The sequence below is a fragment of the Pseudomonas salmasensis genome, from assembly GCF_014268375.2.
Lineage (GTDB): Bacteria > Pseudomonadota > Gammaproteobacteria > Pseudomonadales > Pseudomonadaceae > Aquipseudomonas > Aquipseudomonas salmasensis.
This window is the reverse complement of the sequence record NZ_CP077083.1, coordinates 381,835-394,952: the sequence shown is the minus strand read 5'-3', so window position 1 is coordinate 394,952 and position 13,118 is coordinate 381,835. Positions and strand designations below refer to the sequence as shown.

Genomic DNA, 13,118 nt, shown 5'->3' with positions numbered 1-13,118 from the left:
TGGCCGATCATTTTAGGGTGGGGATGGTTGGATGAGCCTGTTCCGGGAAGTGGGTATGCATGCGGGGTTGGGCCGCACCTTGTCTCAGATCGGCACCGAGCGGTTCTGGAAGCAACTGGTGCTGTTGTTGCACCAATGCCTGCCCTTCGATAATGCCCTGGCGATTTTCTACCCGCTGGATGGCCCACCCCAGGCCCTGGAAGAGTACGACGCCCAACCCAGCAGCAAGCCGGCGTCGATGCTGGTGTACCTCAACGGCCTGTACCTGCTCGACCCGTTTTACCAGGCCTGCCGCGAGCACTATGCCAGCGGCGTATACCGCTTGGAGGAAGTGGCGCCGGACCATTTTCGCCAGAGTGAGTACTTCCTCAATTATTTCCACGACAACGTGCTGGAAGACGAGGTGCAATTGATCCTGCAATTGCCTGGCGCCGGCACACTGTCGCTGTCACTGGGCATGCAGCGGCGCTTCAGCTTTGAGGAAACCGGGCTGTTGACCACGCTGTCGGCCTGGGTGTTGCCGCTCATGCAGCAGCATTGGCAGCAAAGCACCCAGCGGGCACCGGCCATGGACAGCCAGATTCGCGATGCGCTGAGTCATTTCGGCAGCGGTGTGCTGTCGGACCGCGAGCTGGAAATCGCCCGGCTGGTGTTGCGTGGGTTCTCCTCCAAGGCCATGGCCGAACGCCTGAAGATCTCGCCGGACACCGTAAAAGTGCACCGCCGGCATTTGTACGCCAAGCTGGACATCTCGTCGCAGCCTGAGTTGTTTTCCCTGTTCATTCAGTCGTTGGGCCATGACCTGGAGAATCCATAGGCTTAATCCGAATGAAAGAAATTAATATGCTGCGGCAATAAATTTACGCCATCAACACGTACGGAAAAGTTCGGCCCTTCAGGGGTGACCTTGATATTCAAAGTGCTCACGCCAAACTCATGGGTCAGTTGCACATCCCCCACGTCCACGGGCGGGCCTGGCTGAATATTAACAGCTGAGATGTCGTGGTCTTTTAATACCCCGGATACATCGATTTCATCCTCCTTGGGGTTGAAGTTCAAGATCGTGTCGGGGTCATCGCTAAGGGAGTCGGTGCTTTTTTCATATTTGAATGTATTCTCACCTTGGCGCCCCACCAACTGGTCGGCACCGCCGCCGCCGATGATGACGGAGGGCTCGCCGCGCTTGGCTTCGAGGCGCTCACGCTGGTCTGTGCCGCGCAAGGTGGGCGGGCTGTTTTCCGGATGGGTCCATGTACCGCCGGTGGGAAGGGTTTGTATGGAAGACATATAAGTCACCTGTCAGGTAATGAGTGTATGAAAGTGTTGCGCGCTGCGGATCGAAATCTCTCACGCAGGCAACAACACTTTCCACTTTAAATAATTGACATCAAATGTCTTAACTATGACGTGATTATTTATCCAACCCAATTCCGATGACTTATCGGCCTTCCCGATAACGCTGCTTTCGTATTAATCAACGCCCCGTGCGAATGGTGTTCCAAACCCGAGTGCGCACCCGGTCGATGTTCAACGGCATGGCTTGCAGCGCAAACAACTTGCCCATCATTTGCGCGCTTGGATACACCTTGGTATCGGCCTTGATCGCCGGGTCTACCAGGCTGTCGGCCGCCGCGTTGCCGTTAGCGTAGTGCACGTAGTTGGTGATACTCGCCATCACGTCGGGGCGCAGCAGGTAGTTCATGAACGCATAGCCGGCTTTTTCATTCGGTGCGTCGACGGGCATGGCGACCATGTCGAACCAGATCGCCGCGCCTTCCTTGGGAATGTTGTAACCGATATTCACGCCGTTCTTGGCTTCCTTGGCACGGCTTTCGGCCTGCAGGATGTCGCCGGAGAAACCGACGGCGACACAGATATCGCCATTGGCCAGGTCAGCGGTGTATTTCGAGGAATGGAAATAGGCCACATAAGGGCGCACTTTCATCAGCAGGGCTTCGGCCTTTTTGTAGTCCTCGGCTTTTTTGCTGTGGTGCGGCAAGCCCAGGTAATTCAGCGCGGCCGGCAGCAGTTCCGGGCCGTTGTCGAGGATGGCGACCCCGCATTTTTGCAGCTTGGCCATGTTTTCCGGTTTGAAGATCAAGTCCCAGGAATCCACCGGCGCGTTGTCGCCGAGTACCGCCTTGACCTTGTCGATGTTGTAGCCAATGCCAGTGCTGCCCCACAGGTACGGGAAACCGTGGGCATTGCCAGGGTCGTTGTTTTCCAGGGCCTTGAGCAACACCGGGTTGAGGTTTTTCCAGTTGGGTAACTGGCTCTTGTCGAGCTTTTTAAGGGCCCCACCCTGGATCTGCCGCGCCATGAAATGGTTGGAGGGGAACACCACGTCGTAGCCCGATTTACCGGTCATCAGCTTGCCGTCGAGGGTCTCGTTGCTGTCGTACACGTCAAGGGTAAAACCGATGCCGGTGTCTTTCTGGAAGTTCTTGGTGGTATCCGGTGCAATGTAGTCCGACCAGTTATAGATCTTCACGGTTTCGGCGGCCTGGCTGATAGAGGCCACCAACATCAAGGGCAACAGGGCAATGGCTTTCATGGTTCGATTTCCTGGCGGTTTTAGGGCTGTTTTTATGGCAGGCGATCAAGGATCAAAGCGTTACAGAATCAGGACGTAGGTCTTGCGCACGGTTTCCTGGATATCCCAGATACCGGTGCTATTGGCTGGCAACATCAGTGCGTCACCGGCTTGTATGTGCAGGGTTTCTCCGTCGTCAGGCGTGAAGGTGCAGCGCCCTTGGATGAAATGGCAGAACTCCTGGGACGTGATCTGCCGACGCCAGCGCCCCGGCGTACACGCCCAAATGCCGGTCTCCACGCCATCGTTGCGCTCCACGCTCAGCGTGGAGGCCACGGCGATGGGCTCGCCGATGGGCGCCGCTACCGGTGATGAGTCCGGCAGAGGGGTGTTCAGCGTGTCTTTGAATTGGGTGATGCTCATGGGTTTTCCCCTGTGGGTGGAACGAGTCAGTGCATGAAGCCTTCCATGAAACCGGCAATGCCGGTTGCCAGCTTGCGGCGCCAGGGTGGGGTATTGGGGTTGGCCAAGACCTGGTCTTCATGGACAAAGCTGCGAATGATCGCGTTGTAACCCAGCCAGCGGCACGGCTCGGGCTCCCAGGCCTTGAGCGCCTGGAGGCCGCCTTCGCGAATCACCCAAGGTTGTTGGGTCAGCAAAGTGTCACGGCCCAGGATCAGGTCGGCCAGGGTGCGGCCGCCGAGGTTGGTGGCGCCCACGCCCTCCCCGCCATAACCGCCGGACAGTGCGATGCCAGTGGCAGGGTCACAGAGCATGTGCGGACGAAAACGGCGCGACATGCCGAGGTTGCCGCCCCAGGAGTGGGTGATCCTGGCCTTCTTCAACTGCGGGAACAGTTCGCCAAACAGGTAGCGACGCAACTCCACTTCGCTGTCCGTCAGGTCGAAGTTGTGTCGCAACTTTCCGGCAAATTGATAGCCGCCACGGGCGCCGAACACCAGGCGATTGTCGGCCGTCCGCTGGCCGTAGGTGACTTGTCGGCTGCTCTCGCCAAAAGCCTGGCCCTGGCTGAGCCCGATGTCTGCCCAGGTGCTGGCTGGCAGCGGTTCGGTGGCGACGATCAAACTCTGCACCGGTAACTGGTAGCGGCCCAACGGCGGCAAGGTATTGGCGTAACCCTCGACAGCAGGTACCACCCAGGCAGCGCGTACGCTGGCCTTGGCGGTGCGCAGGCTGCCGGACTGCCAATGGGTGACGGGGCTGTTCTCGTAGATGGCTACACCCAGGTTCTCAACGGCGCGCGCCAGGCCACGCACCAGTTTCGCCGGGTTGATCGTCGCGACGTGGGGGGCATAGATGCCGCCATAGGGCTTGGCAATGCGGACCTGCTCGGCCAACTGCTGCGGGCTGAGCCAGCGGTAATCGTCTTCGGTCAGGCCTTGGGCGTACAGCTTGTCCAGATAGCGGCGCAGGCTGACTTCTTGCTCGGGGTAGCGTGCGGCGCAATACAAGGCGCCGCCTTTGCGGTAGTCGCAGTCAATGCCTTCACGGGCCAGCACCTGGGCCACTTCATCGGGAATACCGTGCAGCAGGTCAAACGAAGCGCGTCGCTGCTGAGGGGCAAGCTCAGCCAGCAGGCGGTCTTCCCCCAAGAGGTTGCCCATCAACCAGCCACCATTGCGACCGGATGCGCCGAAACCGGCTGTTTGTGCCTCGATGATGGCGATTTTCAGCTCGGGGGCCTGACGCTTCAGGTAATAGGCGGTCCAAAGGCCAGTGTAGCCGGCGCCGATAATCGCCACATTGACGTCCAGGTCGTGCTCCAGCGACGGGCGCGCGGCCAGCGGGTCGTCCAACTGGTCCATCCATAAACTGATACTGCGCCATGCCGGCATGCCAGGTTCCCCTACCTCGGTTCGATAGGGCCGATCCTAGAGTGCAGCGTCAGGGGCTGTCTTGCGCGCGTGCACGCACAGAAATTTGTTTGAGGTACGCCTTGGGCGATTGCCCGGTGTGCTGGCGAAAAGCGCTGTAGAACGCCGAGAGTGAATTGAACCCGGCGGCAAAGGCCAACTCATCGACTTTGACCGGCGCTGCGGCGTTGTCCAGTGCGGCCAGCACATGCTGGAGTCGCGCCTGGTTGACGTAGCGATAGAAGCTTTGCCCCAGCACCTGGTTCAGCAGGTAGGACATCTGATTGCGACTGTAGCCACAGGCCTTGGCGACCCGCTGCAGGTCCAGCTCCGGGTCCAGATAGGGCTGTTGACGCTCGAAATACTGCTGCAGGTCATTGGCCATATAACCCAATTGCTGGGGCGACAGGCCCAGGCGGCTGACCGTAGGGCGCAGTGCCTGGGCCGGTTGCTCATGCACCAGGGACGCATATTCATTCACCCGCCAGATCAACCCGTCGCGCACCGTAATGGCCTCACTGGTGCGAAACGACACCAGGCCCTGACCGCCACGCAAGGTAATGCGGTACTGGATAAACGCCGTATCGCCATCGGCACGGATGCGATCAGTGTGTTCAATCGCCTCGTCTGCCTCACGGGGCATGCTGGCCTGCAAGTACTCGCGCAACTGGGCATAGCCCACCACACGGTTCTGGAAGAAATCGTGGTACTGGATCTCAGGGTGATAGTAGGCCATCACCCCGTCCAGATCGCGATGGCGCCAGCACAGGTGATGGCGCAGCACCAGCGCGCCAGTAGCGTGGGAGTTGTGGCACTCATCGTCTGGAGCGATGTCGGGCATATCGGGCTCTACGGCGGGGGAAAATGCTTGAGAGTGCCGAAGTTTACCCGGCCCTTCAAGGGTCAGATCGTGCTTCTGACTAATGGCCTTTTGCCTATTCCTCTGTAGGACATGATCCATATCAAAATTAGGCGAAACAACCGCCGAACGGCCGCCAAAAAGTCACCTTGGCGTTGCGAACGAATGCTATTTTTAAGTCCTTAGCTGTCATGACCAGTGAAGGTCCTGGCCCCTGCCGCGAGCTAAAGGAAGCGCTCAATGAACAAGGTGGGCAACATGAACAAAGTGACATTCCCTAACGCCTGCCAGCTGATGCGCTGGCATTTTCATCCGATGGGCTTCGAGGGCAGCATGGACGCCCCCGGCAGCATGATCGCCCGCCTGTTCGACCGGGCCAGCGGCGAGACATTGATCGCCATCGCGGGAATTCCGTGCGCCACGGTGATGAACGCGGCTGATGTGGAGCGCATCATCGAGGCCGTGGAGGATGAACTGGAGAGTTTTGTGCCGCCGTTGTCGTTGCGGGCGTGAGGCGAAACAACCTGTATAGCTGTGGCGGCTGTAAGGCCGCCTTCGCGAGCAAACCCGCTCCCACACTTGGACGGTGGGGCGGCTCAAGCTCAGTCACCACAGGTCCCGCGTCGTCCTGTAGTTGTGTGGCCGCCGTAGGCAAGCCACACACATTCGGTGTTACTTATCCTTGAATTGCGGCGCCCGCTTGGCCACAAACGCGGCCATGCCTTCCTTCTGGTCCTGGGTGGCGAACGCCGCATGGAACACCCGGCGCTCAAAGCGCACGCCTTCAGACAGGCTCACTTCAAACGAGCGGTTCACACTTTCCTTGACCATCATGCTGATCGGCACGGATTTACCGGCGATCAGGGTAGCCACTTTTAGCGCCTCTTCGAGCAGCTCATCGGCGGGCACGATACGCGCCACAATCCCACAACGTTCTGCTTCTACCGCGTCGATAAAGCGCCCGGTCAGGCACATTTCCATGGCCTTGGCCTTGCCCACTGCACGGGTCAGGCGCTGGGTGCCGCCCATGCCTGGCAGCACGCCCAGGTTGATTTCCGGCTGGCCAAACTTGGCGGTGTCGCCGGCAAGGATAAAGTCGCACATCAAGGCCAGTTCACAGCCGCCGCCCAAGGCGAAACCATTCACGGCGGCAATGATCGGCTTGCGGCGGTTGGCCACGCGGTCACTGTCGCTGAACAGGTCGTCCATGTAGATCTGCGGGTAGGTCAGCTCGGCCATTTCCTTGATGTCGGCACCGGCCGCGAAGGCTTTTTTCGAGCCGGTCAGCACGATGCAGCCAATTTCAGGGTTGGCTTCCAGGCTATCCAGCGCCTGGTTCAGCTCGCTGACCAGTTGCGCATTCAAGGCGTTCAGCGCATCGGGGCGGTTAAGGGTGATCAGCCCGACGCGGCCTTGGACGTCAAGCAGGATGGTTTCGTAACTCATGTATCGGCTCCTTAAAGATTGCGTGAGATGACCATGCGTTGGATATCGCTGGTGCCTTCGTAAATCTGGCAGACCCGCACATCGCGGTAGATCCGCTCCAGGGGGAAGTCGTTCAGGTAACCGTAACCGCCCAAGGTTTGCAAGGCGGCCGAGCAGACTTTCTCGGCCATTTCCGAGGCAAACAGCTTGGCCATGGACGCCTCCACCAGCGCCGGCTTGCCGCTGTCACGCAGGGCGGCGGCGTAATGCACCATCTGCCGGGCGACGGCGATCTGGGTGGCCATGTCGGCCAGGCGAAAGGCGACCGCTTGGTGTTCGATCAACGGTTTGCCAAAGCTTTCACGTTCACGGGCATAGTCGCGCGCCGCTTCGAAGGCGGCGCGGGCCATGCCCACCGACTGGGACGCGATGCCCACGCGGCCGCCTTCCAGGTTGGCCAGGGCAATTTTATAACCTTCGCCCTCCTCGCCCAGGCGGTTGGCCACCGGCACTTTCACGTCTTCAAAGAGGATCTGGCAAGTGTCCGAGGCATGTTGCCCCAGCTTGTCTTCCACCCGCGCCACGGTGTAGCCCGGCGAATCGGTGGGCACGATAAACGCGCTGATTCCGCGCTTGCCCGCGGCGGGGTCGGTGACCGCAAACACAATCACGACCCCGGCGTTTTGCCCGGAGGTGATGAACTGTTTGCAGCCGTTGAGTACATAGTGGTCGCCTTCCAGGCGTGCCCGGGTTTTCAGGCTGCTGGCATCGGAGCCGGCCTGGGGTTCGGTCAGCGCGAAGGCGCCGAGCATAGCGCCGCTGGCCAAGGGTGTGAGGAACTGCTCTTTCTGCTGATCATTGCCAAACTTGAGGATCGGCACGCAACCCACCGAGTTGTGCACGCTCATGATCGTGGAGCAGGCGCCGTCGCCCGCGGCGATTTCTTCCAGGGCCATGGCGTAGGCCAGGTAGCCGGTGTCACAACCGCCCCACTGTTCTGGCACCAGCATGCCGAAAAAGCCCAGTTCGGCCATTTCCGCGATGGCCTCCTTGGGAAAGCGATGCTCGCGGTCCCACTCGGCGGCGAAGGGTTTCAAGCGTTCCTGGGCAAATTGCCGGGCGGCGTCGCTGATTTGCAGTTGTTCGTCATTGGGCAACATGGGTCATCCTCAATACAGGCATTCAACGGCCATCGCCGTGGCTTCACCGCCGCCAATGCAGATGGCGGCGACACCACGCTTGAGCCCCTTCTGGCGCAGGGCCGCGAGCAATGTCACCAGGATGCGTGCGCCGGAGGCACCAATGGGATGGCCCAATGCACAGGCGCCGCCATGCACGTTGACCTTGTCGTGGGGAATCTCCAGCTTGCTCATGGTCACCAGGCTGACCACGGCGAAGGCCTCGTTGATTTCGAACAGGTCCACTTCGTCGAGGCTCCAGCCGGTCTTGCTCATCAGCTTACGGATCGCGCCCACCGGCGCCACCGGAAACAGCCCAGGTTCATCGGCAAACGCGGCGTGCCCATGGATCGCCGCCAAGGGCTTGAGGCCACGCTTGAGCGCCTCGGACTCACGCATCAGCAACAACGCCGCGGCGCCATCGGAAATCGAGCTGGAGTTGGCCGCTGTCACCGTGCCGCCGTCACGGAACGCCGGTTTCAAGCTGGCAATCTTGTCCAGCCTGGCTTTCGGTGGTTGCTCATCGTGCAGGATGGTTTTTTGTTCCTTGCCCACGGTGACCTGCACCGGGACGATTTCGCTGGCAAAGCTGCCGTGGGTGATGGCCTCTTGTGCACGGGTCAGGGAGGCGATGGCGAACGCGTCCTGGGCTTCACGGGTAAAACCGTTGTGTTCGGCGCAGTCCTCGGCAAAGGTGCCCATCAGGCGGCCCTTGTCGTAGGCATCTTCAAGGCCATCGAGGAACATATGGTCAAGCACCTTGCCGTGGCCCATGCGGTAACCGCTGCGCGCGCGGTCCAGCAGGTATGGGGCGTTGGACATGCTTTCCATGCCGCCGGCGATCACCACATCGACGCTGCCAGCGCGCAGCGAATCGTGGGCCAGAATCGTCGCTTCCATGCCGGAACCGCACATTTTGTTGAGGGTGGTGCAGCGCGTGCCCTTGTCCAACCCGGCTCCCAGGGCAGCCTGGCGAGCAGGCGCTTGCCCAAGCCCGGCGGGCAGTACACAGCCAAACAGCACTTCGTCCACCGCATCGGTGGCGATACCGGCACGCTCGACCGCCGCACGAATGGCGGCAGCGCCCAGTTGCGGCGCGGTCAGGCTTTTAAGGTCGCCCTGGAACCCGCCCATGGGCGTGCGCACGGCGCTGACAATCACAATAGGGTCGTTCATAGCCATTGCTCCTTATTTGGCAGCCATGCGCAAGGCACCGTCGAGACGGATCACCTCGCCATTGAGCATGCTGTTTTCAATGATGTGGCGTACCAGCGCGGCATATTCGGCGGGTTTGCCCAGGCGTGGCGGGAACGGCACGCCGGCAGCCAGGGACTCACGAACCTCGGGGGTCATGCCGGCCATCATCGGGGTTTCGAAAATGCCCGGTGCGATGGTCATCACGCGGATACCAAAGCGCGCCAGTTCCCGTGCGGCAGGCAAGGTGAGGCTGGCAATCGCGCCCTTGGAGGCGGCATACGCAGCCTGGCCGATCTGCCCATCGAAGGCCGCCACCGAGGCGGTATTGATGATCACGCCGCGCTCGCCGTCGGCATTCGCCTCGGTCTCAGCGATCGCCGCTGCGGCCAGGCGCAGCAGGTTGAAGCTGCCGATCAGGTTGACGTTGATCACCTGGGCAAAGCTTGCCAGGCCGTGCGGGCCGTTCTTGCCGAGGATCTTCTCGCCGCGCACCACACCCGCGCAGTTGACCAGGCCATGCAAGCCACCAAAGGCTTCGACCGCGGCCTTCACGGCCGCTTCTGCAGCGGCTTCCTGGCTGATGTCCGCTACGGCGCAGCGGGCGTTGTCGCCCAGTTGCTCGGCCTTGGCGGCCACGGCGTCGGCGTTCAAGTCCACCAGCATCACCTTGGCACCTGCGGCAATCAGCATCTCAGCGGTGGCCGCGCCGAGGCCCGACGCGCCGCCGCTGACCAGGAATACCTTGTTTTCAATCTGCATTGTTGTTTCCTTTTAAAGAGATCACGCCACGGCCGCCTGGGCCTTGGCTATTTCCTGATTGCGCAAAATAAAGCGTTGCAACTTGCCGCTCGGGGTCTTGGGCAAGTCACTGACAAATTCGATTTCCCGTGGGTACGCATGCGCGGCCAGGCGCTGGCGCACATGCAGGCGTAGCTCTTCAGCCAGCTCCGGGGTGGCACGGTATTGTTCACTGATCACCACAAAGGCTTTGACCAGCTCGGTGCGCTCCGGGCAAGGCTTGCCGACCACGGCAGCCTCGACCACTGCCGGGTGCTCGACCAGCGCGCTTTCTACATCGAAGGGGCCCACGCGATAGCCGGACGTGGTGATCACGTCGTCGCTGCGCCCGACAAAGCTGATGCTGCCGTCCGGGTTCAGCTCCACGGTGTCGCCGCTGAGGTAGTACTTGCCGACGAACGTCTTGGTCTTCACGCCGTCGTAACCGGCAAACCAGCACATCGGCGATTGCTCGCGGTCGATGGCCAAGATGCCGGGTTGACCGGCCGCCAGCTCCTGATGGTTGTCATCCAGCACCACGATGCGATGCCCCGGCGAGGCAAAGCCCGCCGCGCCCACATGCACCGGATGCGCCAGGCCATGGTGGTTGCACAGCACCATGCCCAGCTCGGTCTGGCCGTAATGGTCGTGGATGGTCACGCCCAGGTTGTCAGCGAACCAGCGGATCACCTCCGGGTTCAACGGCTCGCCGGCGCTGCTGACGATACGCAACTTACCCTTGATCGAACGCGCGAACTGTTCGCCACCGGCAATCAACAGCCGATACGCCGTGGGCGAACCGGTGAGGTTGGTGATCGCGTATTTATTGATCACCCGGCAGGTGCTTTCCAGGGTGAACGGGCCATCGTAGAAGGTGATCGGGTGGCCCATGGACAACGGCCCGGTCACGCCGAAATAGATGCCATAGGCCCAGCCCGGGTCAGCGACGTTCCAGAACGCGTCTTCGGGGCGCAAGTCCACGGCGTCGCGCATGTAGCCCTGGAACGCGACGATGGCCTTGAGCGGCACCGACAGCGCCTTGGACGGGCCGGTGGTGCCGGAGGTGAACATCAGCAGGAACGGGTCCTCTGCGCCCAGCAGCACCGGCTCGCAGTGAGAAGAGTAATTGGGCAGTTCAGCCCAAAAGCTGTAATCACCACGCACGATGCCTTCGCCCTTGGCCCCCGCGACGGTGACAATGGTCGGGCAGTCGGCGACTTCAGCCAATTTGGGGCGGTTCACTGCATCGGTGACTACCAGCGCTGCGCCGGAACTGTTCAAGCGGTGTTCAATCGCCTTGGGGCCGAACGCGGTAAACAGTGGCTGATAGACCGCGCCGATGCGCCAGGTCGCCAGCACCACCACCAGCAATTCGGCGGTGCGGGGCAACAGGCCCGCCACCTTGTCACCGCGCTTGACGCCGTGGGCGAGCAGGAAGTTGGCGAAACGTGCGGCCTGCTCCTGCAGCTCGGTAAAGGTCGAGGTGGCGCTACGCCCGTCCTTGCCCTCCCAGAACAACGCGATGCGCCCTGGTAGCGCGTGACGGTCACAGCATTCCACACAGGCGTTGAGCGCTTGCAGGTTACCGGCCAGTGCGGCGTCGACGGTGTGCTGGTAATCAAACTCGGTGGTGGCAGCCAAATACTCACGCATCGCTTCCTATCCTTCTGTGTTTTTATTTTCAGGACGTTTTCAACTCGATAAAAGCGCTGAAATAGTCGCTCCAGAGCGGCGCAGCGGCAATGGTCAAAGCTTTCAACTTGGCTGACTGGTTTGGCCAGTCCGTAGTGAAACGCGGGGGGCTTTTTCGCCTTTCTGTGGGAGCGGGCTTGCTCGCGAAGGCGGTGTGTCAGTCGACACAGCTGTCACTGCACCACCGCTTTCGCAGGCAAGCCAGCTCCCACAGGGGTTATGTATCGCCCACAGAATCAGCGCCAGGCGTAAATCCCTGTGGCACTGAACCACCGGTTTGACACTCGCCGTGCGCTGACCGAAGCTGTCCACTTTTAGCTGCCCAAGCTTTCGGACGCCTGCATGTCAAAGTCACGCCGTTACTCCATCATCGGCCTGTGCGCCCTGTTGCTGATCGTACTGATCACCTGGTTTTTCTCCCGCACCCCGGCGGTGGCCGTGCCCCCGGCCATCGCCCATGGCTATTCCAAGGCCTTGAAGCAGGCGCATAACGGCGAGCCCGGCGCCGCACGAGTGTTGTACCAACAGTTGGGCCGGCCGGACCTGTCGCCCGAGCGCCGCGCCGCTTTGCATGCTGAACTGCCCAATTACCCCAGCCCCCAGGCGCTGAAGCTGGCTGATAAAGACCTGGCCAATGAATCAGCGCTGGTGCGCGAGGCCGCGATTCACAGCATCGTCGGGCTGGTGCCCACCGGCCAACGCACCTTGCTGCTCGGCCCGGTGCTGGATGATCCCGAACAGTCGGTGCGCTTTGCCGCCGCCAATGCCTTGCTCGGCTTGTCGCCGGACACCCTGGGTTTATACTTTGGCCCGCTGCAGCAGGTGCTCGACGAATTTGTAAAAACCCTCAAGGCGCAGCCAGAAACCGCCGAAGGCTGGATTCAACTGGCGCGCCTGTACATCCACAGCGCCCTGCTGCCTGAGGCACAAAACGCCCTGGAGCAAGCAATGCGTTTGCAGCCGGACAACCTGCAAGCGGTGGTGTCGCAAATCGAACTGCTGGACAAGCAAGGCAAGACCGACGAGTCGCGCCAACTGCTGGCCCGGCAACTGGCTGCACACCCTGAGTCGGCCTACCTGCAACATGCCTTGGGCATGTGGCTGCTGCACCATGGTGAACGCCCCTACGCCCTGCTCGGCCTGTCCAAGGCGGTGGAGCTTGCGCCGGACAACCCGGATTATCGCTACGACCTGGCCACGACCCTGCACGACCAGGACGAAGTAGAGGCGGCCCAGCGTCAATTGGAAGAAATCGTCCAGCGGCATCCTGCCAACCGCAAAGCCCGCGTGTTGTTGGTCAACTACTGGAAAGAGACCGGGCAGTTGCAGAATGTCCAGGTGCTGCTCGCCCAACTGGAGCAACAGAACCCGGATGATCCGGCGTTACAGCAGGGCCTGTAGGAGCGAGCTTGCTCGCGAAGATCGTTAACGATAACGCGGGCTGCCTGGTTCACAGCGGCGCCCTCCGGGTCTTCGCGAGCAAGCTCGCTCCTATAAGGCTGCAATTGATCCAAAACGTTGAACCGCTACGTGCCGCTACGGTCAAGTGAATATGGCGCGTCCTAGCGGGCGTGCCCCTCTAC

At 61.0% G+C, this 13,118-nt stretch carries 13 protein-coding genes; 3 read left to right on the top strand and 10 right to left on the bottom strand.

The features are described 5' to 3' along the window. Window positions 1-31 precede the first annotated feature (31 nt). Window positions 32-817, top strand: a complete 786-nt coding sequence (locus tag HU731_RS01570; protein ID WP_003191146.1) for a helix-turn-helix transcriptional regulator — start codon at window positions 32-34, stop codon at window positions 815-817. 2 nt (window positions 818-819) lie between these two features. Here HU731_RS01570 and HU731_RS01565 read toward each other — a convergent pair whose 3' ends face one another. From HU731_RS01565 to HU731_RS01545, 5 genes are all read right to left on the bottom strand, one after another. Then, a complete protein-coding gene (locus tag HU731_RS01565; protein WP_186608146.1) occupies window positions 820-1,287 on the bottom strand; it encodes a M10 family metallopeptidase C-terminal domain-containing protein in 468 nt (155 codons plus the stop codon). A 187-nt stretch (window positions 1,288-1,474) separates the two neighbouring features. Continuing rightward, a complete protein-coding gene (locus tag HU731_RS01560) occupies window positions 1,475-2,554 on the bottom strand; it encodes a polyamine ABC transporter substrate-binding protein (RefSeq protein ID WP_186608147.1) in 1,080 nt (359 codons plus the stop codon). 60 nt (window positions 2,555-2,614) lie between these two features. After that, a complete protein-coding gene (locus tag HU731_RS01555) occupies window positions 2,615-2,956 on the bottom strand; it encodes a cupin domain-containing protein (protein WP_186608148.1) in 342 nt (113 codons plus the stop codon). A 26-nt stretch (window positions 2,957-2,982) separates the two neighbouring features. Continuing rightward, window positions 2,983-4,389, bottom strand: coding sequence for an NAD(P)/FAD-dependent oxidoreductase (locus HU731_RS01550; protein WP_186608149.1), 1,407 nt, complete (start codon window positions 4,387-4,389; stop codon window positions 2,983-2,985). A 49-nt stretch (window positions 4,390-4,438) separates the two neighbouring features. After that, window positions 4,439-5,248 carry a helix-turn-helix transcriptional regulator gene (locus HU731_RS01545; protein WP_186608150.1) on the bottom strand — a complete coding sequence of 270 codons (810 nt, stop codon included), beginning with the start codon at window positions 5,246-5,248 and terminating at the stop codon, window positions 4,439-4,441. A gap of 258 nt (window positions 5,249-5,506) precedes the next feature. Here HU731_RS01545 and HU731_RS01540 point away from each other — a divergent pair, with 258 nt between their 5' ends. Next, entirely contained in the window at window positions 5,507-5,779 is a 273-nt protein-coding gene (locus tag HU731_RS01540) for a DUF1652 domain-containing protein (protein WP_003191138.1), read from the top strand. A 159-nt stretch (window positions 5,780-5,938) separates the two neighbouring features. Here HU731_RS01540 and HU731_RS01535 read toward each other — a convergent pair whose 3' ends face one another. Genes HU731_RS01535 through HU731_RS01515 form a run of 5 tightly spaced genes read right to left on the bottom strand, consistent with a single transcriptional unit; the run spans window position 5,939 to window position 11,496 of the window. Continuing rightward, window positions 5,939-6,712, bottom strand: a complete 774-nt coding sequence (locus HU731_RS01535) for an enoyl-CoA hydratase (protein WP_186608151.1) — start codon at window positions 6,710-6,712, stop codon at window positions 5,939-5,941. An 11-nt stretch (window positions 6,713-6,723) separates the two neighbouring features. After that, on the bottom strand, window positions 6,724-7,851 hold the full coding sequence (locus tag HU731_RS01530; RefSeq protein ID WP_186608152.1) for an acyl-CoA dehydrogenase: 1,128 nt from the start codon (window positions 7,849-7,851) through the stop codon (window positions 6,724-6,726). A gap of 9 nt (window positions 7,852-7,860) precedes the next feature. Next, a complete protein-coding gene (locus HU731_RS01525) occupies window positions 7,861-9,051 on the bottom strand; it encodes an acetyl-CoA C-acyltransferase (protein ID WP_186608153.1) in 1,191 nt (396 codons plus the stop codon). A gap of 6 nt (window positions 9,052-9,057) precedes the next feature. After that, entirely contained in the window at window positions 9,058-9,825 is a 768-nt protein-coding gene (locus tag HU731_RS01520) for an SDR family NAD(P)-dependent oxidoreductase (RefSeq protein WP_186608154.1), read from the bottom strand. Between the two features lie 21 nt (window positions 9,826-9,846). Then, window positions 9,847-11,496 (bottom strand): AMP-binding protein, encoded by a 1,650-nt coding sequence (locus HU731_RS01515; protein WP_186608155.1) that lies wholly within the window; start codon window positions 11,494-11,496, stop codon window positions 9,847-9,849. A 381-nt stretch (window positions 11,497-11,877) separates the two neighbouring features. Between HU731_RS01515 and HU731_RS01510 the strand changes: the two genes are divergently transcribed. After that, complete coding sequence (locus HU731_RS01510; protein ID WP_186608156.1) at window positions 11,878-12,936, top strand: tetratricopeptide repeat protein; 1,059 nt, start codon at window positions 11,878-11,880, stop codon at window positions 12,934-12,936. The last annotated feature ends 182 nt before the right edge of the window (window positions 12,937-13,118 follow it).